The sequence below is a fragment of the Citrobacter sp. Cpo040 genome (assembly GCF_030332915.1).
Classification (GTDB): domain Bacteria; phylum Pseudomonadota; class Gammaproteobacteria; order Enterobacterales; family Enterobacteriaceae; genus Citrobacter; species Citrobacter portucalensis.
On sequence record NZ_JAOWGX010000033.1, the window covers coordinates 129112 to 152793 of the forward strand.

Annotated in this window: 21 protein-coding genes and 1 pseudogene; 14 read left to right on the plus strand and 8 right to left on the minus strand. The window is 53.8% G+C overall.

Going from position 1 to position 23682, the window contains the following annotated elements; genetic code table 11:
- Nucleotide 1: 1 nt before the first annotated feature.
- From OGX86_RS03670 to OGX86_RS03710, 9 genes and pseudogenes are all read left to right on the plus strand, one after another.
- Nucleotides 2-217, plus strand: a pseudogene (locus OGX86_RS03670) (DUF2575 domain-containing protein).
- A gap of 7 nt (nucleotides 218-224) precedes the next feature.
- Entirely contained in the window at nucleotides 225-1163 is a 939-nt protein-coding gene (ribF, locus tag OGX86_RS03675) for a bifunctional riboflavin kinase/FAD synthetase (protein WP_003829725.1), read from the plus strand.
- Nucleotides 1164-1200: 37 nt separating this feature from the next.
- Nucleotides 1201-4017 (plus strand): isoleucine--tRNA ligase, encoded by a 2817-nt coding sequence (ileS, locus tag OGX86_RS03680; RefSeq protein WP_213785986.1) that lies wholly within the window; start codon nucleotides 1201-1203, stop codon nucleotides 4015-4017.
- Nucleotides 4017-4514, plus strand: a complete 498-nt coding sequence (lspA, locus tag OGX86_RS03685; RefSeq protein WP_003018932.1) for a signal peptidase II — start codon at nucleotides 4017-4019, stop codon at nucleotides 4512-4514. Before ileS ends, lspA begins: the two co-directional genes overlap by 1 nt.
- Before the next feature lie 117 nt (nucleotides 4515-4631).
- A complete protein-coding gene (gene fkpB / locus OGX86_RS03690; RefSeq protein WP_003018929.1) occupies nucleotides 4632-5081 on the plus strand; it encodes an FKBP-type peptidyl-prolyl cis-trans isomerase in 450 nt (149 codons plus the stop codon).
- 1 nt (nucleotide 5082) lies between these two features.
- Entirely contained in the window at nucleotides 5083-6033 is a 951-nt protein-coding gene (gene ispH, locus OGX86_RS03695; RefSeq protein WP_003018925.1) for a 4-hydroxy-3-methylbut-2-enyl diphosphate reductase, read from the plus strand.
- 65 nt (nucleotides 6034-6098) lie between these two features.
- Entirely contained in the window at nucleotides 6099-7013 is a 915-nt protein-coding gene (rihC, locus tag OGX86_RS03700; protein ID WP_048214974.1) for a ribonucleoside hydrolase RihC, read from the plus strand.
- A 97-nt stretch (nucleotides 7014-7110) separates the two neighbouring features.
- Entirely contained in the window at nucleotides 7111-7674 is a 564-nt protein-coding gene (locus OGX86_RS03705; protein WP_048214973.1) for a glucose-6-phosphate isomerase family protein, read from the plus strand.
- Complete coding sequence (locus tag OGX86_RS03710) at nucleotides 7667-8449, plus strand: glucose-6-phosphate isomerase family protein (protein ID WP_286639332.1); 783 nt, start codon at nucleotides 7667-7669, stop codon at nucleotides 8447-8449. The genes OGX86_RS03705 and OGX86_RS03710 overlap by 8 nt, the downstream gene beginning before the upstream one ends.
- A 111-nt stretch (nucleotides 8450-8560) precedes the next feature.
- Here the strand turns inward: OGX86_RS03710 and OGX86_RS03715 are convergent, their stop codons facing one another.
- The 5 genes from OGX86_RS03715 to OGX86_RS03735 are packed head-to-tail and all read right to left on the minus strand — an operon-like array spanning nucleotide 8561 to nucleotide 12874.
- Nucleotides 8561-9379 carry a PTS system mannose/fructose/sorbose family transporter subunit IID gene (locus tag OGX86_RS03715; protein ID WP_016151643.1) on the minus strand — a complete coding sequence of 273 codons (819 nt, stop codon included), beginning with the start codon at nucleotides 9377-9379 and terminating at the stop codon, nucleotides 8561-8563.
- Nucleotides 9379-10179 carry a PTS mannose/fructose/sorbose/N-acetylgalactosamine transporter subunit IIC gene (locus tag OGX86_RS03720; protein ID WP_286639334.1) on the minus strand — a complete coding sequence of 267 codons (801 nt, stop codon included), beginning with the start codon at nucleotides 10177-10179 and terminating at the stop codon, nucleotides 9379-9381. The genes OGX86_RS03715 and OGX86_RS03720 overlap by 1 nt, the downstream gene beginning before the upstream one ends.
- Nucleotides 10180-10189: 10 nt before the next feature.
- Entirely contained in the window at nucleotides 10190-10684 is a 495-nt protein-coding gene (locus tag OGX86_RS03725) for a PTS sugar transporter subunit IIB (protein WP_003837349.1), read from the minus strand.
- Between the two features lie 11 nt (nucleotides 10685-10695).
- The gene (locus tag OGX86_RS03730) at nucleotides 10696-11124 is read right to left on the minus strand and encodes a PTS sugar transporter subunit IIA (protein ID WP_048214970.1); all 429 of its coding nucleotides are present in this window, start codon (nucleotides 11122-11124) and stop codon (nucleotides 10696-10698) included.
- A gap of 4 nt (nucleotides 11125-11128) precedes the next feature.
- Entirely contained in the window at nucleotides 11129-12874 is a 1746-nt protein-coding gene (locus OGX86_RS03735) for a class I mannose-6-phosphate isomerase (protein WP_048227119.1), read from the minus strand.
- 188 nt (nucleotides 12875-13062) lie between these two features.
- Here OGX86_RS03735 and OGX86_RS03740 point away from each other — a divergent pair, with 188 nt between their 5' ends.
- The 5 genes from OGX86_RS03740 (at nucleotide 13063) to caiF (ending at nucleotide 20545) form a co-directional block, all read left to right on the plus strand.
- Nucleotides 13063-14070 carry a LacI family DNA-binding transcriptional regulator gene (locus tag OGX86_RS03740; RefSeq protein ID WP_048214968.1) on the plus strand — a complete coding sequence of 336 codons (1008 nt, stop codon included), beginning with the start codon at nucleotides 13063-13065 and terminating at the stop codon, nucleotides 14068-14070.
- A gap of 133 nt (nucleotides 14071-14203) precedes the next feature.
- On the plus strand, nucleotides 14204-15025 hold the full coding sequence (gene dapB / locus OGX86_RS03745) for a 4-hydroxy-tetrahydrodipicolinate reductase (RefSeq protein ID WP_048214967.1): 822 nt from the start codon (nucleotides 14204-14206) through the stop codon (nucleotides 15023-15025).
- A 456-nt stretch (nucleotides 15026-15481) separates the two neighbouring features.
- A complete protein-coding gene (gene carA, locus OGX86_RS03750) occupies nucleotides 15482-16630 on the plus strand; it encodes a glutamine-hydrolyzing carbamoyl-phosphate synthase small subunit (RefSeq protein ID WP_048227116.1) in 1149 nt (382 codons plus the stop codon).
- 17 nt (nucleotides 16631-16647) lie between these two features.
- Nucleotides 16648-19872: a carbamoyl-phosphate synthase large subunit gene (gene carB, locus OGX86_RS03755; protein ID WP_286639336.1), complete on the plus strand. Its 3225-nt coding sequence runs from the start codon at nucleotides 16648-16650 to the stop codon at nucleotides 19870-19872.
- Between the two features lie 277 nt (nucleotides 19873-20149).
- Nucleotides 20150-20545, plus strand: a complete 396-nt coding sequence (caiF, locus tag OGX86_RS03760) for a carnitine metabolism transcriptional regulator CaiF (RefSeq protein WP_003829705.1) — start codon at nucleotides 20150-20152, stop codon at nucleotides 20543-20545.
- Between the two features lie 76 nt (nucleotides 20546-20621).
- On the opposite strand, the gene caiE is transcribed toward caiF, so the two are convergent.
- Genes caiE through caiC form a run of 3 tightly spaced genes read right to left on the minus strand, consistent with a single transcriptional unit; the run spans nucleotide 20622 to nucleotide 23667 of the window.
- Nucleotides 20622-21218, minus strand: coding sequence for a carnitine operon protein CaiE (caiE, locus tag OGX86_RS03765; RefSeq protein ID WP_103285785.1), 597 nt, complete (start codon nucleotides 21216-21218; stop codon nucleotides 20622-20624).
- Between the two features lie 55 nt (nucleotides 21219-21273).
- Nucleotides 21274-22059, minus strand: a complete 786-nt coding sequence (gene caiD, locus OGX86_RS03770) for a crotonobetainyl-CoA hydratase (protein WP_008786162.1) — start codon at nucleotides 22057-22059, stop codon at nucleotides 21274-21276.
- A 54-nt stretch (nucleotides 22060-22113) separates the two neighbouring features.
- Nucleotides 22114-23667 carry a crotonobetaine/carnitine-CoA ligase gene (gene caiC, locus OGX86_RS03775; RefSeq protein ID WP_286639337.1) on the minus strand — a complete coding sequence of 518 codons (1554 nt, stop codon included), beginning with the start codon at nucleotides 23665-23667 and terminating at the stop codon, nucleotides 22114-22116.
- Nucleotides 23668-23682: the final 15 nt, after the last annotated feature.

The following is a 23682-nucleotide window of genomic DNA, read 5'->3' on the forward strand; positions in this document are numbered from 1 at the left end:
ATTGCAGCACTCGTTGCGTAGTGATGGCGCAGGATTCTACCAGCTTGCGTGGCGTGAATACAGCTTTTCCACGAGAAAAATTGCATTGGCGTGCCCATGAAGGTCTGCAATTTGTTTCATAACAATGAAAACAATCCTCTTTCTGTTTCGTAGAAACAATCGCCGGTTAACGTTGACCGCGGTACAGGGTATACTTTCACGATTTTCACTGTTTTGAGCCAGACATGAAGCTGATACGAGGCATACATAATCTCAGTCAGGCCCCGCATGGGTGTGTGCTGACTATTGGTAATTTCGACGGCGTGCACCGTGGCCACCGTGCGTTGCTGCAGGGTTTACGGGAAGAAGGGCGCAAACGCAATTTACCGGTGATGGTGATGATTTTCGAGCCGCAGCCGCTAGAGCTGTTTGCGACCGACAAGTCACCTGCGCGCCTCACTCGCCTGCGCGAAAAACTGCGTTATCTGGCGGAATGCGGCGTGGACTACGTGCTGTGCGTGCGTTTTGACAGGCGCTTTGCGGCATTAACGGCGCAGACCTTCATCAGCGATCTGCTGGTTAAGCGCCTTGGTGTACAATTTCTTGCCGTTGGTGATGATTTCCGCTTTGGCGCTAGCCGAGCGGGCGATTTCTTGTTATTACAGGAAGCGGGCGCTGAGTATGGTTTTGATATCACCAGCACCCAAACCTTCTGCGAAGGCGGTGTGCGCATTAGCAGCACTGCGGTACGTCAGGCGCTGGCAGAAGATAACCTGCAACTGGCCGAAAGCCTGCTTGGGCATCCTTTTACTATCTCAGGACGTGTCGTTCACGGTGATGAATTAGGGCGCACCATCGGTTTTCCGACGGCAAACTTACCGCTGCGTCGCCAGGTTTCTCCGGTGAAAGGGGTTTATGCAGTTGAAGTGATGGGACTGGGTGACAAACCGTTGCCCGGCGTCGCCAACATCGGCACCCGCCCGACGGTAGCAGGCGTACGCCAACAATTGGAAGTGCATCTATTGGACGTTGTAATGGACCTGTATGGTCGCCATATAGATGTAGTACTGCGTAAAAAAATACGCAGTGAACAGCGATTTGCCTCGCTGGATGAGCTAAAAGCGCAGATTGCGCGTGATGAGTTGACTGCCCGTGAATTTTTTGGGCTAACAAAACCGGCTTAATGCCTATACGAGTTTTAAATACGGAACCGAGAATCTGATGAGTGACTATAAATCAACCCTGAATTTGCCGGAAACAGGGTTCCCGATGCGCGGCGATCTCGCCAAGCGCGAACCGGGAATGCTGGCGCGTTGGACTGATGATGACCTGTACGGCATCATTCGTGCGGCCAAAAAAGGCAAAAAAACCTTCATTCTGCATGATGGCCCTCCTTATGCGAATGGCAGCATTCATATTGGTCACTCGGTTAACAAGATTCTGAAAGACATTATCGTGAAGTCCAAAGGACTCACGGGTTATGACTCGCCTTACGTTCCGGGCTGGGACTGCCACGGTCTGCCGATCGAGCTGAAAGTAGAGCAGGAATACGGCAAACCGGGCGAGAAGTTTACCGCCGCTGAGTTCCGTGCCAAGTGCCGCGAATACGCAGCGACCCAGGTTGACGGTCAGCGTAAAGACTTTATCCGTCTTGGCGTACTGGGCGACTGGTCGCATCCGTACCTGACCATGGACTTCAAAACCGAAGCCAACATCATTCGTGCGCTGGGTAAAATCATCGGTAACGGTCACCTGCACAAAGGTGCGAAGCCGGTGCACTGGTGCGTTGACTGCCGTTCCGCGCTGGCGGAAGCGGAAGTTGAGTATTATGACAAAACCTCCCCGTCCATCGACGTGGCGTTCCACGCCGCCGATCAGGACGCGGTGAAAGCGAAATTTGGCGTTTCTGACGTCAACGGCCCGATCTCTCTGGTTATCTGGACCACTACCCCGTGGACGTTACCGGCGAACCGCGCAATCTCTCTGGCACCTGATTTTGACTATGCGCTGGTGCAGATTGACGGCCAGGCTGTGATTCTGGCGAAAGATCTGGTTGAAAGCGTCATGCAGCGTATTGGCGCGGCTGAATACACCATTCTCGGCACCGTTAAAGGCGCTGAGCTGGAACTGCTGCGCTTTACCCATCCGTTTATGGGCTTTGATGTGCCAGCTATCCTTGGCGATCACGTTACGCTGGATGCGGGTACCGGTGCGGTTCATACCGCTGGCGGTCACGGTCCGGATGACTACGTCATCAGCCAGAAATACGGTCTGGAAATCGCTAACCCGGTTGGCCCGGACGGCGCATACCTGGCGGGTACTTATCCGGATCTGGACGGCGTGAACGTCTTTAAAGCCAACGACACAATCGTTGCGCTGCTGAGCGAAAAAGGTGCGCTGCTGCACGTTGAGAAGATGCAGCACAGCTACCCATGCTGCTGGCGTCACAAGTCACCGATCATCTTCCGTGCGACGCCGCAGTGGTTCGTCAGCATGGATCAGAAAGGCCTGCGCGCGCAGTCCCTGAAAGAGATCAAAGGCGTGCAGTGGATCCCGGACTGGGGCCAGGCGCGTATTGAATCGATGGTTGCCAACCGTCCTGACTGGTGTATCTCCCGTCAGCGTACGTGGGGTGTGCCGATGTCTCTGTTTGTTCACAAAGACACCGAAGAGCTGCATCCGCGCGCTATCGAACTGATGGAAGAAGTGGCTAAACGCGTTGAAGTTGACGGCATCCAGGCGTGGTGGGATCTCGATCCGAAAGATATCCTCGGTGACGAAGCTGACCAGTATGTCAAAGTCCCGGATACGCTGGACGTGTGGTTCGACTCTGGTTCAACCCACTCCTCCGTCGTGGACGTACGTCCTGAGTTTGCAGGCCATGCGGCAGATATGTATCTGGAAGGCTCTGACCAGCACCGTGGCTGGTTCATGTCATCTCTGATGATCTCCACCGCCATGAAAGGCAAAGCACCTTATCGCCAGGTACTGACTCACGGTTTCACCGTTGATGGTCAGGGCCGTAAGATGTCCAAGTCTATCGGTAACACCGTTTCTCCGCAGGATGTGATGAACAAACTGGGCGCGGATATTCTGCGTCTGTGGGTGGCTTCAACCGACTATACCGGTGAAATGGCCGTTTCTGACGAAATTCTGAAACGTGCTGCCGACAGCTATCGTCGTATCCGTAACACCGCGCGCTTCCTGCTGGCGAACCTGAACGGGTTCGATCCGGTTAAAGACATGGTGAAACCGGAAGAGATGGTGGTGCTGGACAGGTGGGCGGTAGGTTGTGCGCAAGCGGCGCAGGACGAAATCCTGAAAGCCTATGAAGCCTATGACTTCCACGAAGTGGTACAGCGCCTGATGCGCTTCTGCTCCGTCGAAATGGGTTCGTTCTACCTCGACATCATCAAAGACCGTCAGTACACCGCGAAAGCGGACAGCGTGGCGCGTCGTAGCTGCCAGACAGCGCTGTTCCATATCGCTGAAGCGCTGGTTCGTTGGATGGCGCCGATCATGTCCTTCACCGCCGATGAAATCTGGGGCTACCTGCCGGGCGATCGTGAGAAGTATGTCTTTACCGGTGAATGGTACGAAGGTCTGTTTGGCTTAGGCGAAACCGAGGCGATGAACGACGCCTTCTGGGACGAACTGCTGAAAGTGCGTGGTGAAGTGAACAAGGTCATCGAACAGGCGCGTGCGGATAAGAAAGTCGGCGGTTCTCTGGAAGCGGCTGTGACCCTGTACGCTGAACCTGAGCTGGCGGCGAAACTGACCGCGCTGGGCGAAGAGTTGCGTTTTGTACTGCTGACCTCTGGTGCGACGGTTGCGGATTATGCAGCGGCTCCTGCTGATGCCCAGCAGAGCGAACTGCTCAAAGGTCTGAAAATCGTACTGAGCAAAGCCGAAGGTGAGAAATGCCCGCGCTGCTGGCATTACACTACCGACGTCGGCCAGGTGGCGGAACATGCAGATATCTGCGGACGCTGTGTCAGCAACATCGCCGGTGATGGCGAACAACGTAAGTTTGCCTGATGAGTAAGCCTCTTTGTTCAACAGGACTACGCTGGCTGTGGCTGGTGGTAGTCGTGCTGATTATCGATTTAGGCAGCAAATACCTGATCCTCCAGAACTTTGCTCTGGGGGATACGGTGTCGCTGTTTCCGTCGCTTAATCTGCACTACGCGCGTAACTATGGTGCGGCGTTTAGCTTCTTAGCCGACAGCGGCGGCTGGCAACGTTGGTTCTTTGCCGGCATCGCCATCGGTATTTGCGTCATCCTGATGGTGATGATGTATCGCTCGAAGGCGACGCAAAAGCTGAACAACATCGCGTATGCGTTAATCATTGGCGGTGCACTGGGCAACTTGTTCGACCGCCTGTGGCACGGCTTCGTGGTTGATATGATTGACTTTTACGTCGGCGACTGGCATTTCGCGACCTTCAATCTGGCCGATACTGCTATCTGTATCGGCGCGGCATTGATTGTTCTCGAAGGCTTCCTGCCGTCGAAAGAGAAAAAAGCCGCATAAAAAAATGCCGGATGGCGCTATGCTAATCCGGCCTACAATATACTGCGATCCTTGTTGGCCCGGTAAGCGTATCGCCACCGGGCAAACAGGCGGCAGCAATTTTAAAGAGCAACCTGCATGTCTAAATCAGTACAGAGTAACAGTGCGGTGCTGGTGCACTTCACCCTTAAGCTCGACGATGGCTCCACCGCAGAGTCAACCCGCAATAACGGCAAGCCTGCGCTGTTTCGCTTGGGCGACGGTTCTCTGTCTGAAGGACTGGAACAACACCTGCTGGGGCTAAAAGAAGGTGATAAAACCACTTTTGCTCTGGAACCGGATGCCGCCTTTGGCGTGTCAAGTCCGGACTTAATTCAGTATTTCTCGCGTCGGGAATTTATGGACGCGGGCGAGCCAGAAATTGGCGCTATCATGCTCTTTACCGCAATGGACGGCAGTGAGATGCCTGGCGTGATCCGCGAAATCAACGGTGATTCGATCACGGTTGATTTCAACCATCCGCTGGCCGGGCATACCGTTCATTTTGATATTGAAGTGCTGGAAGTCGAACCGGCACTGGAGGCGTAAAATGCAGATCCTGTTGGCCAACCCGCGCGGTTTTTGCGCTGGCGTAGACCGCGCTATCAGCATTGTGGAAAACGCGCTGGCTATTTATGGCGCACCGATTTATGTCCGTCACGAGGTGGTGCATAACCGCTATGTGGTGGATAGCCTGCGCGAGCGCGGCGCTATTTTTATCGAGCAAATCAGCGAAGTGCCGGATGGCGCGATCCTGATTTTCTCCGCTCATGGCGTATCTCAGGCGGTGCGTAACGAAGCCAAAGGCCGTGACCTCACGGTTTTTGATGCGACCTGCCCGCTGGTAACGAAAGTGCATATGGAAGTTGCCCGCGCCAGTCGTCGTGGCGAAGAATCCATTCTGATTGGGCACGCCGGGCACCCGGAAGTCGAAGGCACAATGGGCCAGTACAGCAACCCGCAAGGGGGAATGTATCTGGTTGAATCACCGGATGATGTGCTGAAACTGAATGTGAAAAATGAAGGAAAATTATCCTTCATGACGCAGACAACGCTTTCCGTTGACGACACTTCTGACGTTATTGATGCGCTGCGTCAACGCTTCCCGAAAATTGTCGGGCCGCGCAAAGACGATATCTGTTATGCCACCACCAACCGTCAGGAAGCGGTTCGCGCGCTGGCGGAACAGGCTGATGTTGTGCTGGTGGTCGGCTCGAAGAACTCCTCTAACTCCAACCGTCTGGCTGAACTGGCCCAGCGAATGGGGAAAGCGGCGTATTTGATTGACGATGCGACCGACATTCAGGAAGCGTGGGTGAAAGAAGCGAAGTGTGTGGGCGTGACGGCCGGAGCCTCGGCGCCGGATATCCTGGTGCAAAACGTGATTGCTCGCCTGCAAGAGCTTGGCGGTGGGGAAGCGATCCCACTGGAAGGCCGCGAAGAGAACATCGTTTTCGAAGTGCCGAAAGAGCTGCGTGTGGATGTTCGTGAAGTAGAGTAAGTCTTTCCGGTTACGATTATGAGAAGATGCCAGACTTAACGTCTGGCATTTTTTATGGAGAAACCATGCGCTTACCGATCATTCTTGATACCGATCCCGGCATTGATGATGCCGCGGCCATTGCCGCCGCGCTGTTTGCCCCTGAGCTGGATCTGCAACTGATGACCACGGTAGCAGGCAATGTGTCGGTGGAAAAAACCACCCGTAATGCGTTGCAACTGCTGCACTTCTGGAATGCGGATGTTCCGCTGGCGCAGGGAGCATCAATGCCGCTGGTGCGACCGCTGCGTGATGCCGCTTCCGTGCACGGCGAGTCCGGTATGGAAGGGTATGAATTTGTCGAGCACGACCGGCAGGCGATGGCAAAACCCGCCTTCCAGGCGATTCGCGATGCGCTGATGCATGCCCCGCAGCCCGTGACGCTGGTGGCAATTGGCCCGCTGACCAACATTGCGCTGCTGCTGACCCATTATCCTGAATGCGTATTCAACATTCACCGTCTGGTGATTATGGGCGGCTCTGCCGGACGCGGGAACTTCACACCCAACGCCGAGTTTAATATTGCTATCGATCCCGAGGCCGCCGCGAAAGTCTTCCAGAGCGGGCTGGAGATTGTGATGTGTGGGCTGGATGTCACTAATCAGGCTATGCTTGCCCCGGACTATCTGGCGACGCTCCCCCAACTTAACCAGACGGGGAAAATGCTGCATGCGCTGTTTAGCCATTACCGTAGCGGCAGTATGAATACGGGGCTGCGAATGCACGATCTGTGTGCCATTGCCTGGCTGGTGCGCCCGGAACTGTTTACCCTGCAGCCGTGTTTCGTGGCGGTTGAAACCCAGGGCGAATATACCTCGGGTACGACGGTGGTGGACATCGAAGGACGCTTGGGGCATCCGGCAAATGCGCAGGTTGCGCTGGATCTTGACGTTGAGGGATTCCAGCAGTGGGTGGCAGAGGTGCTGGCACTGGCCCCTTGAGGCTGTGATCCGGCCCGCAATATGCAGACAGAATTAGCAGGTTAATCGATTAATCTGCTAATCTGATCCTGTTGTTCTCCTCGGGCCGGAGACACATATGAACCTTTCTTTTATCCAGCCACCGCAGGTGGCGTGGGCAAGCGGCGCTTTGGCCGATGGCCCGTTATTGCGCAAATCTACCCGTATTCAGGATCTTACTGACGTTTTTGCCGATGAAAACGCCCGTCAGCAGTTGGCTGGCGAGCATGTCGTGTATGACGTTGAGATGCTGGATACGTCTTCCGCTGAAGGTGAACTCTACACCGGCGTTACCCATCTTTATCCTGGCCGGGTCGGCTGCGAGTATTTTATGACCCGCGGGCATTTCCATGCGCGTCGCGAACAGGGGGAAGTCTATTTTGGTCTGCGTGGCACCGGTTTGCTGCTGTTGCAAACCGAACAGGGCGACGCGAGGCTGGAAAAGGTATTCGCCGGATCCGTCCACATTATCCCCGGCTTTACCGCGCACCGGTTAATCAATACCGGAGAAGAGGTGCTGTCGGCGCTCGCCGTATGGCCAGGGATTGCGGGACATGATTATGCGGCGCTCGCCAGGGGCTTCAGAATAAGGGTCATTGAGGAAAATAAGAGGGTTCAGGCGAAGGAGGTACAGAATGGCTGACTTAGCGCATTCGTACGGCCTCGATATGACGGTTCATCATCACCCGCTTGGTTTTAGCTATGGGGATGAGGTTACCGGGCCGATGCCGGAAATTCGGCAACTCGATGACATCCGCGCCTCACTGTGCGATCCGCATTGTGAGGGGCCGCAAGAGGTGTATGCCATTGCGATGGATGTGGCGCGAATGCAGGATCGCGAAGAGTTGAAAAAGCGGATGCTGTTATTTGGCGTGGTGACCTATGCGGCGGGACGGTTGGGGGAAGAGCCGGTGCGTAGTCAGGGACATATTCATCGTATCAGCCAGCACAGCGGCTGGTCCCCGCCGGAGCTGTACGAAATCTGGCAGGGAAAAGCGATAATCTATATGCAGGAGTATGTTGAGGACGACCCAGGCCGCTGTTTTGCTGTAATCGCCGGACCCGGTGAGAAAGTGTTGGTACCACCCGGTTGGGGGCATGCGACCATATCCGCAGATCCGGATGTCCCGTTAACCTTTGGCGCGTGGTGCGATCGTGAATATGGTTTTGAGTACGATGCCGTGCGTGCGCATAAAGGGTTGGCGTGGTACCCGTTACTGCAGGGAAACAACGTTATCTGGCAGCATAATCCGCGTTACATTCCCGGACGACTGCAGGCCGTAACGCCCCGACAATATACGGAGTTCTCGATTACTTCCGCACCTGTTTACCAGCAATTCGTTGAGGAACCGGCGCGTTTTCAATTTATCTCGCGCCCGGACAAGCATCCCGAGCTGTGGCAAAACTTTCACCCATAAAGAGCCGGGGCCATAGCCCCGGTACTGATTTTGTCTGGCCAACAAACTGAAAAACGCGGCACAGTACAGTAGGCCGGATAAGCGTACTTGCCATCCGGCAAATGACAGGCACTACCCCGCAAACAGGCCCGTGGCGACGCCGAGGGCGGCCAGTATCAACAGTAAAATCATCGCTTTCACTGGCGACACACCACGCTTGGCCATCAGATACCAGGTACCAAGTACCACAATCAGCGGCAGTAACTGCGGGAAGATACCGTCCAGCATCTGTTGAACATGGATATTCACCCCATCCTTGGTGATAAATTCCAGCCCGGTGCCAAGCTTAACGTAACTTGCCGCTACGCCCCCCATGACAAACACGCCCAGCAGCGATAACGCTTCACGCAGACGGGCAGACTTGCTGCTCACCAGCATTTCCACCGAGCCGGAACCCATCTTGTAGCCTTTCAGGAACAGGAACCACGAGCCGGGAATAATGATTGCCAGCCAGGCAACGGTATAAAACAGCGGCCCCAGAATATTACCGCCGGCCGCCAGGGCCATACCGATGCTGAGCAGGATAGGGATCAACATGCCAGGGATCATTGAATCGCCGATCCCGGCAATAGGGCCCATCAGACCAACTTTCAGGGTGTTGATGGTCTCCCCATCGATCGGCTCACCGTTCGCTTTTTTCTCTTCCAGCCCCAGCACCATGCCATTTACGATCGCGCCTATCTGGGGTTCCGTATTATAAAACGAGGCGTGGCGGCGCAGCATTTCAGTACGTTGGGCTGCGTCGGGATAGAGCTTTTTCGCCACCGGAAGCATGCTCAGACAAAAGCCAAAAGATTCCAGACGTTCAAAGCTCATCGATGACAAGTTGTGCATCATCCATGCGCGCCAACAGCGGCGAAGATCTTTACGCGTAAGTGTACGTTCTTCCATCAGAATTCATCCTCATCATCATCGGCTACCGACTTTGCATTCGCGGCCTGCGGCGGTTCCGGTTTGTAGTTGTAATGGATCAACGCCAGCAGTGAACCGACGATCACCAGCGCGACCATGTTGAGTTTTAAAAAGACGATGCAGACAAAACCGACGAGGAAGTAGATCAGCATGGTGTAGTTTTTGATGATCTGCTTGAGCAAAATCGCGATCCCGACGGCGGGTAAAATGCCGCCCAGTACGTTCATCGTCGACAGAACAATTTTCGGCAAACTGTCCATAAAGCCGCTGATGTATTGCGCCCCGAAGTAGACCGCAATAAAGGTCGGAACAAAACGCAGGACAAAGTTTGTCACCTGTGGCCAGACGGCGCTGTTCAGGTAAATACCGCGTTCATCGCCCCGTTCCAGCGCCACATCTGCCCGGTGGTTCCAGAAAGAGTTCAGTACCATCATCGCGTTAAACAAAATGGTTCCGGCGATACCGATGGTGGCCGCCAGCGCGACCGCGACCCCGGGTCCTTTTCCGGAAAGGATCCCTAAAGCAATTGCCGGGTAAGCGACAAAGTTGAGGTCGGCGGGCATTGAACCGCCGGGCGTGACCATCGCGATATACACCGCCTGAACCGCAACGCCAATCATGATCCCGGTTTTAATGTCGCCGAGAATAATCCCGACCAGCATTCCGGAAATCAGCGGGCGGGTGATCAGGTACCAGCCGCCGGTCAGTCCCAGCAGCCAGGGACTGCTGAGGGCGCCGAGATAGCAAAGTATGCCAATCAACGTAGCTTCGATAATCATCGTGCGCTCCTTATTTCAGCTTCTGACGTGCGTCCTGCCAGCTGTAGCAACTGGCATCAGGCACCAGGCGAAACTCAACCAAGTGCCCATGCTGCGTTAGCCAGTCAAAAGCGGCAATTTCATCCCCGTTGACAGACTGATTCGGGCCGATGGTGGTGGTATCAGCACGAGCACTCATTGGACCCACATTAATCTTGCCGTTGGCATTTTTCAGGCTGATACCCGCTTCTTCAATGCGTTTCAGCGTCACGGGGGATTTACCAATGACAAAATAACGCTTCTCGCTGGCAATGACTTTTGGCAGTTTTTCAATCGCGGTGGCCGTATCAAACAACCAGACTTTGGTGTCCTGTACAGCGCCTTTCATCACCGAAGAGAGCAGAGGGTCGGCCGCGACGGCGTCGTCTATAGCGACAATTCCGTCACAGGGCAGCTCTTTGGCCCAACGTGTCACGAGCTGCCCATGGATTACGCGGTCATCGATACGTACAAAAGAAATACTCATAGTGGTTTCCTTTAAAAATCGTCGGACTGAACGGATAAAACCGGGGCGGCTTTAATCAGCGTGGGTACCGTCAACGCCAGCAGCTCGACGGCTGCGGCATGAACGTCCGTTAAATGGCAGATCTCTTCGCTTTGTAACAACATTGGGAAATTGACTCCCGCCACAACGGCAACGGGAGGAACCGTTTGTGCAGAAAACGCATGATGGCAGGCGACATTCCACGGCGTACCGCTTTGCATGTCACACAACACCAGAACGCCGTCAGCGTCTTTCCCGGCACTTGCGAGAACCTGAGAGAACGTCTGTTTAAACCCTTCGATACCTGCCTGTTCACTCAGCGTGACGGGATAAACATGCGGTAATTCTCCGTAAACCATACGACCGCTGGCGAGAAGCGCTTCCGCCAGGGGACCATGGGTGGCAACAATAACGTTAATCATGCGCTTATCCTCTGACCCAGGCTTTAATCGTGGCGAGCTGTTGACCGATGCCTTTGCCAAACGGCGAAATGCGGTACTCCCCAACGGCGGCTGGAATGATAAAGGTCTCTGCATAGTTGACGACAAACGGGGCAAACGCGCCGCTCGGGCTTTCAACAACGGCCTGAGCTCCTTCGACCAGGTTCAGGACGTTTACGCCGCCATGGGTATGGTGAGTGACCGGTGCCGTAAACCAGTGGCGACGCGTTTCGATAAACTCGCGTTCGTGCATTCCGGTTCTTTCTTCTCGCCAACCTTCTCCTTCAGCGATAGGTTCAATACGGTTGACCAGGTTGTCGTGCACCCATTGCGTGTCACGCTGCCAGTCAATAACCTGCTGACCGTGATCCAGATGCACCGGACGCGGTAAGCCGTCTAACCCTAAGCGACCCCAGTCCCACAGTTTGAAGGTGAAAATATACGGCGTTGCGCTGATCTCCAGCACCATGGTGCCAGCTCCCGAACAGTGGACGGTTCCGGCGGGGATCAGGAAGTGATCGTGTTTATGCGCAGGGATCTGATTCACGAATCGTTCATCATCAAACGTTTTTTCACCACGCCCTGCGGCCCGGAGATCGTCGAGCATATCCTGCGGCGCGATCCCGGTTTTGGTGCCGAGATACACTACGGCATCCGGCTCGGCTTCGAGAATGTAATAGCTCTCATCCTGGGTATAGTGCATGCCAAACTGCTGCTGAATGTATTCGGTGAGCGGATGAACCTGAAAGCTCAAATTCTGGCCGCCAATAGTGTCGAGGAAATCAAAACGGATCGGGAATTCCGCGCCAAAGCGCGCGTGAACTTTTTCGCCCAGCAGGGGACGGGGACAGGTCAGCACCAGATCCTGAGAGGGGATCTCGATCCGCACGTTGCCAAAACGCAGTAACAGGCTGTTTTCCTCGGGCACGCAATCAAAACACCACGCGTAATTGGGGGCTGAGGGATCGAGATCGAAGTGTTGTTTCATCCATTGCCCGCCCCAGACGCCTGGGTCAAAGAAAGGGGCAACGCGAAACGGTTGTTGGGTGGTTTGTTGCAGACCGGCGCGTAGCGCGTCGCCGCTGACCATCGCGGGACTATTTTCTACCGTGGTATCGAGCAAATAATCGGCGCGTTTGAGTAACGGCGTTTTGTGTTTGTCGAATACCCGCCATTCAATGAAAAAAGCACGTTTGTAACGACGAAGAATATCTTCATCCTGGTTTTCTGCCCCCCAGTTACCCAGCCCGTCATGGCGCATGCGCTGCTGAATTTCCCAGCGCGGAAGGTCAGCATAAACCAGCACGTCACCCGGGTGCGCCAATGCAGCGCCAGAGCCGTATACCACGACCAGCCCTTCACTAACGGCATCAATCTGTTGGCGGAGCAGGCTGAGTTTGTCGCTATCAAAAAATTCATCCAGGTGATGACAGGAAAGCACGCCGAATACGCGATCGTCGGTCAGGTTACGCGCCAGTAAATCATGCAGGGCCTGCTCATCGCGGCGGGCGGATTCAATATTCAACACCAGTGCGGCATCTAATGTCGTCACGAGCTGTTGCTCCAACTCTTCAAGCCGCACGCCCGGATAGCAATCCACGATCAATACGGTTTTGGTTGCGCCAGAAATCCTGGTGTTAATCACTGAATGGATCGACGACCAACCCTGCCAGGCGTGGTTGTCATAGCCCTGAACGTTAACCTCAGGGAATTTATTATAGGTTGTATGCATTTTCTGTCTCCGTGTTGGCTTATTTAAGATTAATCGATTAACCTTATTTTCATAGAGTGGTTAACGCGATTAACCCGCCATAATCAGAATCCCGTGCGGTGAAAAGCGCGTTAGCGTGATGTGAATCACACGTAAAAAGACAAGATTTCGGTTATTCGATTAACCTTCGTAATAAATCAGGAGAAGTCATGACAACAGTCACGTTGGCGCAGGTAGCGGAACGCGCGGGAGTCTCCACGGCAACCGTTTCAATGGTATTGCGTAACCGGGGGCGTATTTCTCAGGCCACGCGTGACCGCGTGCTCAAAGCGCTGGACGATGCCGGCTACGTTTATAATCAAACCGCCGCCAACCTGCGTAACCGGAGCAGTAATCAGGTCGGATTGTTGTTACACGATATCACTAACCCTTTTTACGGTGAGATGACGGCAGGGCTGAGCCATGAGATGGAGCGGCATGACCTGCTGCTGTTTCTGGCAAACAGCGAAGAATCAGGAGAACGGCAGCAAAAATTTGTCGACTCGTTGATGCGCAATAATGCCTGCGGCATGGTGCTCTGCGCGGCGCGCGAAACGCCGACCTCCTTCTTTGAAGCGCTGAAAAGGCGCAATATTCCCGCCATCATGGTGGTTCGTCCCCTTAGCGATCCTGATTTTGATTTTGTGGGCACTGATAACTTTCTCGGTACGCAAATGGCCACTACCCATTTAGTCAAAATGGGGCACAAGAATATTGCGTTTATTGGGGGGAGCCCAAGTTCCGGGAGCCGGGCGCAGCGTATCGGTGGATTCACCAGCACGTTGCTGGAGTACGGAATATCGCCGAATCCGGAATGGATAGTGGCGACGCAGGCCAGCCAAATTGACGGCGCAAAAGTGGCGGAGTCGCTTCTTCTGCGCTTCCCGCAAATTACCGCCGCCGTTTGTTACCAGGATATCGTGGCGCTTGGGGTCATGCAGGCATTACGTAAAATGGGGCGCGAACCTGGGCATGATTTTGCGCTGGTGGGGTTCGACGACATCACTGAAGCGGCGCTGGTTCAACCTGCGCTCACCACCGTGTCGGTGGCGGCAAAAGAGATAGGTCGCAAGGCCGGGGAACTGCTTTATAGTCGCATTCAGGGAAATGACGAACCACCGAAACGTATTATTCTGCCGCCTGCGCTGGTGGTCAGAGAATCATGTGGTTTTAGCTGATCGTCATGCCTTTTACTGATATCTCTGCCTGTTTATCATTAAATTCTAATTATCGACGTTTTCGGCTGGCGGCGCAGCGTTGTGCTGGTTAATCTGAAAACGATTTACGTAAAATTAACAAAAGAGAATAGCTATGCATGATGCACAAATCCGCGTTGCCATCGCGGGAGCCGGAGGACGCATGGGGCGTCAGTTGATTCAGGCCACTCTCGGCATGGAAGGCGTACAGCTTGGTGCGGCGTTAGAGCGCGAAGGCTCGTCCTTACTGGGAAGCGATGCCGGAGAATTAGCGGGGGCCGGAAAAACGGGCGTTACCGTGCAAAGCAGCCTTGACGCGGTGAAAGATGATTTCGATGTTTTCATCGATTTTACCCGCCCGGAAGGCACGCTGGCGCATCTGGCGTTTTGCCGCCAGCACGGTAAAGGGATGGTGATTGGCACCACCGGCTTTGACGATGCCGGTAAACAGGCTATTCGTGATGCCGCGCAGGAGATTGCGATCGTTTTCGCCGCGAACTTTAGCGTCGGCGTGAACGTTATGCTTAAGCTGCTGGAGAAGGCGGCGAAAGTGATGGGCGATTACACCGATATTGAGATTATTGAAGCTCACCACCGCCATAAAGTTGATGCGCCGTCAGGCACTGCGCTGGCGATGGGCGAGGCGATTGCCGGGGCGCTGGATAAAGATTTAAAAGAGTGTGCCGTCTATTCGCGTGAAGGTTACACCGGCGAGCGCGTACCGGGCACGATCGGTTTTGCCACGGTGCGGGCGGGGGATATCGTCGGTGAGCATACCGCGATGTTTGCTGATATTGGCGAGCGTATTGAGATCACGCATAAAGCGTCCAGCCGCATGACTTTTGCCAATGGCGCAGTGCGTTCGGCAATTTGGCTAAAATCAAAGTCAAATGGTCTTTTTGATATGAAAGATGTGCTTGATTTACGCAATTTGTAGCTTTAATTACCCTTCGTGATGTGGTTATTGTAATCATAATTATTTGATTACATAGGGCAATATTTTATTGCCCTTTTATTTTTAGCTTCTGAATGTGTTTTTTTCTTTTAATTGGTTATTTGTCTATGTTTTGTTGGGTAATTCTGTTATCTCAATGTAAATTTTGACCAAATGGTCCACTTTTTTCTCTCCCGCATTCTGTTTTTACACTCTTTGTCTGCCGCAAGCGTTTTCCACCCTGAGTTAGCTGATCTTTTTGCCTGTTAAATCGTGTGTTTTATCCCAGTGGCGCAAAATAATAATAAAAAAAGCCCTTTTGGGTAGACTTTTGTGTGAGCTATCTCTAGAATGCCGCCGTTTGCCAGAAATCCATAGGTAAGCAAATTTGCATTGATTCATGAGGTGTTAATGAATTAATATGCAAATAAAGTGAGTGAATATTCTCTGGAGGGTGTTTTGATTAAGTCAGCGCTATTGGTTCTGGAAGACGGAACCCAGTTTCACGGTCGGGCCATAGGGGCAACAGGTTCGGCGGTTGGGGAAGTCGTTTTCAATACTTCAATGACCGGTTATCAAGAAATCCTCACTGATCCTTCCTATTCCCGCCAAATCGTCACTCTTACTTATCCTCATATCGGTAATGTCGGCACCAATGAAGCCGATGCAGAATCTTCTCAGGTACATGCGCAAGGCCTGGTCATCCGCGACCTGCCGCTGATTGCCAGCAACTTCCGCGATACTGAAGACCTCTCTTCTTACCTCAAGCGCCATAACATTGTGGCGATTGCTGATATCGATACCCGTAAGCTGACGCGTTTGCTGCGTGAAAAGGGCGCACAGAACGGCTGCATCATCGCGGGCGATAACCCGGATGCGGCGCTGGCACTGGAAAAAGCAAAAGCTTTCCCTGGCCTGAACGGTATGGATCTGGCGAAAGAAGTGACCACCGCGGAGCCTTATAGTTGGACGCAGGGGAGCTGGACGCTAGCCGGTGACCTGCCGGAAGCGAAATCTGCCGATGAAATGCCGTTCCACGTTGTGGCTTACGATTTCGGCGCCAAACGTAACATTCTGCGTATGTTAGCGGACCGCGGCTGCCGCCTGACGGTTGTACCGGCGAAAACCTCAGCAGAAGACGTTCTGAAGATGAATCCGGACGGTATCTTCCTGTCCAACGGCCCTGGCGACCCGGCGCCGTGCGACTACGCAATTACCGCGATTCAGAAATTCCTCGAAACCGATATTCCGGTATTTGGCATCTGCCTCGGCCATCAGCTGTTGGCGCTGGCGAGCGGTGCGAAGACCATTAAGATGAAGTTTGGCCACCACGGCGGCAACCATCCGGTAAAAGATATTGATAACAACACCGTGATGATCACCGCGCAGAACCACGGTTTTGCTGTAGATGAAGCCTCAATGCCTGCCAACCTGCGCGTGACCCACAAGTCACTGTTCGACGGCACCTTGCAGGGGATTCATCGTACCGACAAACCGGCGTTTAGCTTCCAGGGGCACCCTGAAGCGAGTCCGGGTCCGCACGACGCAGCACCGTTGTTCGACCACTTTATCGAGTTAATTGAGCATTACCGTCAGTCCGCGAAATAATCAGGAGTAAAAGAGCCATGCCAAAACGTACAGACATAAAAAGTATCCTGATTCTGGGCGCGGGTCCGATTGTTATCGGTCAGGCGTGTGAGTTTGACTATTCCGGCGCGCAGGCGTGTAAAGCCCTACGTGAAGAGGGTTACCGCGTTATTCTGGTGAACTCCAACCCAGCAACCATCATGACCGACCCGGAAATGGCCGATGCCACTTACATCGAGCCGATTCACTGGGAAGTGGTACGCAAAATTATTGAGAAAGAACGCCCGGATGCGGTGCTGCCAACCATGGGCGGTCAGACAGCGCTGAACTGTGCGCTGGAACTGGAACGCCAGGGCGTACTGGCTGAGTTCGGCGTGACTATGATTGGCGCAACGGCGGATGCCATTGATAAAGCAGAAGACCGTCGTCGCTTCGATATCGCGATGAAGAAGATTGGTCTCGACACCGCACGTTCAGGCATCGCTCACACCATGGAAGAAGCGCTGGCGGTTGCCGCTGACGTTGGCTTCCCGTGCATTATCCGCCCTAGCTTCACCATGGGCGGCACCGGTGGCGGTATCGCCTACAACCGCGAAGAGTTCGAAGAAATCTGCGAACGCGGTCTGGATCTTTCCCCAACCAACGAGCTGCTGATTGATGAATCACTGATTGGCTGGAAAGAGTACGAGATGGAAGTGGTGCGTGATAAAAACGACAACTGCATCATCGTCTGCTCCATCGAAAACTTCGACGCGATGGGCATCCATACCGGTGACTCCATCACCGTAGCACCTGCCCAGACGCTGACCGACAAAGAATATCAAATCATGCGTAACGCCTCGATGGCGGTACTGCGTGAAATCGGCGTAGAAACCGGCGGCTCTAACGTCCAGTTTGCGGTAAACCCGAAAAACGGTCGCCTGATTGTCATCGAGATGAACCCGCGCGTGTCCCGCTCCTCGGCGCTGGCGTCCAAAGCTACCGGCTTCCCGATTGCGAAAGTTGCCGCCAAGCTGGCCATAGGTTACACCCTCGACGAACTGATGAACGACATCACCGGTGGTCGTACTCCGGCCTCGTTTGAACCGTCCATCGACTACGTTGTGACGAAAATACCACGCTTCAACTTCGAGAAATTCGTTGGTGCTAACGACCGCCTGACCACGCAGATGAAATCTGTCGGTGAAGTGATGGCGATTGGTCGTACCCAGCAGGAATCGTTGCAGAAAGCGCTGCGCGGTCTGGAAGTGGGCGCGACCGGCTTCGACCCGAAAGTAAGCCTGGACGACCCGGAAGCACTGACTAAAATCCGTCGCGAGCTGAAAGACGCTGGCGCTGAGCGTATCTGGTACATCGCCGATGCCTTCCGTGCTGGCCTGTCCGTCGATGGCGTGTTCAACCTGACCAACATCGACCGCTGGTTCCTGGTGCAGATCGAAGAGCTGGTACGTCTGGAAGAAAAAGTCACCGACCTTGGCATCAACGGCCTCGACGCTGACTTCCTGCGCGTACTGAAGCGCAAAGGCTTCGCCGATGCGCGTCTGGCGAAACTGGCCGGCGTTCGCGAAGCGGAAATCCGCAAACTGCGCGACCAGTACAATCTGCACCCGGTCTACAAACGCGTGGATACCTGTGCGGCAGAATTTGCCACTGACACCGCTTACATGTACTCCACCTATGAAGATGAGTGCGAAGCGAACCCGTCCGTTGACCGCGATAAAATCATGGTGCTGGGCGGTGGTCCAAACCGTATCGGTCAGGGCATTGAGTTTGACTACTGCTGTGTACACGCCTCGCTGGCGCTGCGCGAAGACGGTTATGAGACCATCATGGTCAACTGTAACCCGGAAACCGTTTCAACTGATTACGACACCTCTGACCGCCTGTACTTCGAGCCGGTCACGCTGGAAGACGTACTGGAAATCGTTCGTATCGAGAAGCCGAAAGGCGTCATCGTACAGTACGGCGGACAGACCCCGCTGAAGCTGGCGCGTGCGCTGGAAGCGGCAGGTGTACCGGTTATCGGTACCAGCCCGGATGCCATCGACCGCGCGGAAGACCGCGAGCGTTTCCAGCAGGCGGTTGACCGTCTGAAGCTGAAACAACCGGCGAATGCTACCGTAACGGCTATCGAACAGGCTGTTGAGAAGGCGAAAGAGATTGGCTACCCGCTGGTGGTGCGTCCGTCGTATGTTCTCGGTGGTCGCGCGATGGAAATCGTCTACGACGAAGCCGACCTGCGTCGCTACTTCCAGACCGCGGTCAGCGTTTCTAACGATGCGCCGGTACTGCTGGACCGTTTCCTTGATGACGCGGTTGAAGTGGACGTGGACGCTATCTGCGACGGTGAAATGGTGCTGATTGGCGGCATCATGGAGCATATCGAACAGGCGGGCGTGCACTCCGGTGACTCCGCATGTTCTCTGCCTGCTTACACCCTGAGTCAGGAAATTCAGGATGTGATGCGCCAACAGGTGCAGAAACTGGCTTTCGAACTGCAGGTTCGCGGTCTGATGAACGTCCAGTTTGCAGTGAAGAATAACGAAGTTTACCTGATTGAAGTGAACCCGCGTGCAGCGCGTACCGTTCCGTTCGTCTCCAAGGCAACTGGTGTACCGCTGGCGAAAGTCGCGGCGCGCGTGATGGCCGGGAAAACGCTGGCACAGCAGGGCGTAACCAAAGAAGTTATCCCGCCGTATTACTCGGTAAAAGAAGTGGTGCTGCCGTTCAACAAATTCCCGGGCGTTGACCCGCTGTTAGGGCCAGAAATGCGCTCTACCGGGGAAGTGATGGGCGTGGGCCGTACCTTCGCGGAAGCGTTCGCCAAGGCACAGCTGGGCAGCAGCTCCACCATGAAAAAACAGGGTCGTGCGCTGCTCTCCGTTCGCGAAGGCGATAAAGAGCGCGTGGTTGACCTGGCAGCGAAACTGCTGAAGTTTGGCTTCGAGCTGGATGCGACGCACGGGACCGCGATTGTGCTGGGTGAAGCGGGTATCAATCCACGTCTGGTGAACAAGGTGCATGAAGGTCGTCCGCACATTCAGGACCGTATCAAGAATGGCGAGTACACCTATATCATCAACACCACCGAAGGTCGTCAGGCGATTGAAGACTCCAAGCTGATTCGCCGCAGCGCGCTGCAGTACAAAGTGCATTATGACACTACGCTGAACGGCGGTTTCGCCACAGCGATGGCGTTGAATGCCGATGCCACCGAGAAGGTAACCTCGGTGCAGGAAATGCACGCGCAGATCAAAAAGTAATAAACAAAAGGTCCGGTGAATATTGCTCTAACCGGACCTGGAATATAATTTTGAAAGGGTTTCTGTAAAGAAACCCTTTTTTTGTCTTGCGTAAGGTCATTCCTGGACAAGTCCGTTTCCGCAACCACATTTTCGATGTAATAAGCACGATATTGCTCACACTAATCAACATTCAAGTCGCATACTATCCTTTATATCCACAATTTTAATATGGCTTAGTTTTTATTAATTTGGACAGGCCGTAGCCAGATTTTTAATTTGTGAAAATGGTGTGCTTATGTGTGAAAAATATGTTGAAAGACCGCTTTATTTGTTAATTGCTGACTGGATGATGGCCGAGGATCGTTGGATCACCGCAAAGGAAATTTCCCGCCATTTTGATATCGAGCACTGCAAAGCAATTAATACGCTCTCTTATATTCTGTCGGAAGTGGGGGAAATTGTTTGTGAAGTGAAGATGATCCCTAACCAGATTGCAGGACGAGGCTGTCAGTGCCAGCGTCTGGTAAAAGTCGTGAGTATTGACTCTCATCTCTACAGCCGACTGAATCACAATTTGCAGGAGAAAAAGGTGAGCATGGCGAAAACGCCACGCCTGTCTGCCGTTCCTCCAACAGAGCTCAACCGTGAGCAGAAATGGCAGATGATGCTCTCCAAGAGTATGCGTCGCTAATAATCAGTTTGCCTGATGGCGGCATAAACGGTGATTGACGCGTAGGCCGGATAAGCGTGAGCGCATCCGGCATCAATTATTGTGCTGATTTGGGTTTTACGTCCGTTGTGCCTTTTAGGCGTGGCCGGTTTTCTTCGACCCGCGTTAAGGGCAGCGTTTCGTGTAGACCTGTGTGGCAGCGAGTTGCAAGATCCTGATACTCTTTGGTGTTTAGCCGTTTCCAGTGCAGTTCCTGGTCCGTGACTTCACGCAATACGCGAGCGGGTGAGCCAACCAGCATCTGCCTTGCCTCTCCCTGAAATCCGGCTTTGACAAAACTCATAGCGGCGACAATGCTCTCTTCGCCAATCACTGCGCCGTCCATAATGACGCTGTTCATGCCGATCAGCGCATCTCTGCCCACCACGCAACCGTGCAGGATTGCGCCATGGCCGATGTGTCCGTTTTCATGCACGATGGTATCGGTGTCACAGTAGCCGTGCATGATGCAGCCATCCTGCAAATTAGAACCTGCCTCCAGGATCAAGCGACCATAGTCACCGCGCAATGACGCGTGCGGGCCAATATAAACTCCGGCACCCACTATGACATCGCCAATCAGCACGGCGCTGGGATGGACAAAGGCATCCGGATGTACCACCGGAATCAGGCCCTCAAAGGCGTAGTAGCTCATCGTTTTATCTCGGTTTTATTGCCGGATAAGCGAATCGCTATCCGGCATCGGCACATTAACGACCTTTCCACACCGGGTCGCGTTTTTCGGCAAACGCCTGCGGACCTTCAAGCGCATCTTCCGAATGCAGTACAGATGGATAGTGCTTCAGCACGCCGCTGCGGATGTAGCGGTAGCCTTCTTCCACCGTCATTTCGCTAGTGGTGCGATAGATCTCTTTCAGTGCGGCGATAGCCAGCGGGGCGCTATTGACCAACTGCTGCGCCAGTTCACGCGCGCTATCCATCAGTTCGCCCTGGCTGACAACGCGGTTGACGATGCCCCAACGCAGCGCTTCTTCGGCGCTCATTCGTCTGCCGGTCATCACCATTTCGTTGACGATTGCCGGTGGCAGCAGCTTAGGCAGACGCAGTACGCCGCCGCTGTCAGGCACGATCCCGAGCTTGGCTTCCGGCAGTGCGAAGCTGGCATTTTCCGCGCAGACAATAAAATCCGCTGCCAGCGCCAATTCAAAACCACCGCCAAACGCATAGCCGTTTACCGCAGCGATGACCGGCTTATCGAGATCGAAAATTTCGGTTAAACCGGCGAAGCCGCCTGGGCCAAAATCGGCATCTGGCGCTTCACCTTCAGCTGCCGCTTTTAAGTCCCAGCCTGCAGAAAAGAATTTCTCACCGCCGCCGGTGATAATCGCTACGCGTAATTCCGGGTCGTCACGAAAATTAAGAAACGCTTCACCCATGGCAAAGCTGGTTTTGGCGTCAATGGCATTGGCTTTAGGCCGGTCGAGGGTAATTTCCAGGATCGGGCCGTTACGGGTCAGATGTAATGAATCACTCATAGTTCATCTCCAGATAAATAGATTTCCCGGCAGGAGGAGTTCCTGTCGGAAGGGTTATTTCAGATTTTTTTTGATTATTTTTCCTGAACAATTGCGCGGCAGGTCGGTTCTTATCTCCATAAAAGAGGGAACCTTGAATTTCGCCATATTGTTTTCGCAGAAGCTGAAGAACTCGGCTTCGCTTAATGTTTCACCTTCATTAAGGACGATAAATGCTTTAATGGCTTCATCACGGATCGAATCTTTAATACCGACAACCACAATGTCCTGAATTTTGGGATGCGCAGAAATAATATTTTCCAGCTCGACGCAGGAGACATTTTCCCCGCCGCGTTTAATCATGTTGCAGCGCCTGTCGACGAAATAAAAATAGCCATCCTCATCCTGATAGCCCGAATCACCGGTATGCAACCAGCCCTCAGGTTCCAGCGCTTTGGCGGTAGCCTCCGGCTGCGCGTAGTACTCTTTGAAGATTGTTTTGCCCGGCACGCCTTTAATACAGATTTCGCCAATTTCTCCGGCGGGCAGGGGACGGTTGTGATCGTCACGGATTTCGGCTTCATAGCTAAATCCCACGCGGCCAATGGAGGGCCAGCGTCGTTTGTCACCGGGACGGTCGCCGATAATACCGACGATGGTTTCAGTCATACCGTAGGAGGTCAGCAGCCTGACGCCAAAGCGTTCGGTAAAATCGTCTTTTTCCTGCTTGGATAAATTGAGGTAGAACATCACTTCGCGCAGGTGATGCTGTCTGTCGGTTGGTGCAGCGGGCTGCACCATTAGCGTTCTGATCATCATCGGAATGCATTCGGTAACCGTCGCCTTATATCTATGCACCTGATTCCAGAACGCCCTGGCACTGTACTTCTCTAGCAGCACAAAGGTGCTGCCAGCGGAGAATGCGGGCATTGCGGCGGTACACTGACAGTCGATATGAAACGCGGGCATCACCGTCATGTAGACGTCATCATCGCGCAGGGCGATTTGCCAGGCAGAGTAGTAGCCTGCAAAACGCAGGTTGTAGTGGGTAATAACCACCCCTTTAGGCCGTGAGGTGGTGCCTGAGGTAAACAGAATTTCCGCCGTATCGTCAGTGGATAACGCGGGCGTATAGCACAGCGTGGTGGACTGGCGGGATTGCAGTTGGGTAAAGTGACTCACGCCGTCGTCAGCCGGAAGCTGTTCGCCAATCAGACAGATATGATTAAGCGGGGTGCTATTTTCCAGCCGTATCTGGCGGTACATAGGATAAAACTGGGCGCTGGTGACCAGCAGACTTACCTGGCTGTTTTGCAGGATCCAGGCACTTTCTTCACCCAGCAAGCGGGCATTAATCGGTACCATGATGGCGCCAATTTTTGCCAGCCCAAACCAGCAAAAAATGAATTCCGGACAGTTATCCAGATGCAATGCGACCTTATCGCCCTTGCGGATCCCTAAGGAATGGAACAGGTTTGCCGTGCGGTTAATCTCTTCATTGAGCGAGGCATAGCTAAACTGCCGAACGATTCCTTCGCAGGATTCGAAAATTAACGCCGTTTTATCTCCGTACACCCCGGCCAGGTCGTCCCACATCTGACGTAAGTTTTGTCCGCCAACGATATCCATATTGCTTTATCCACT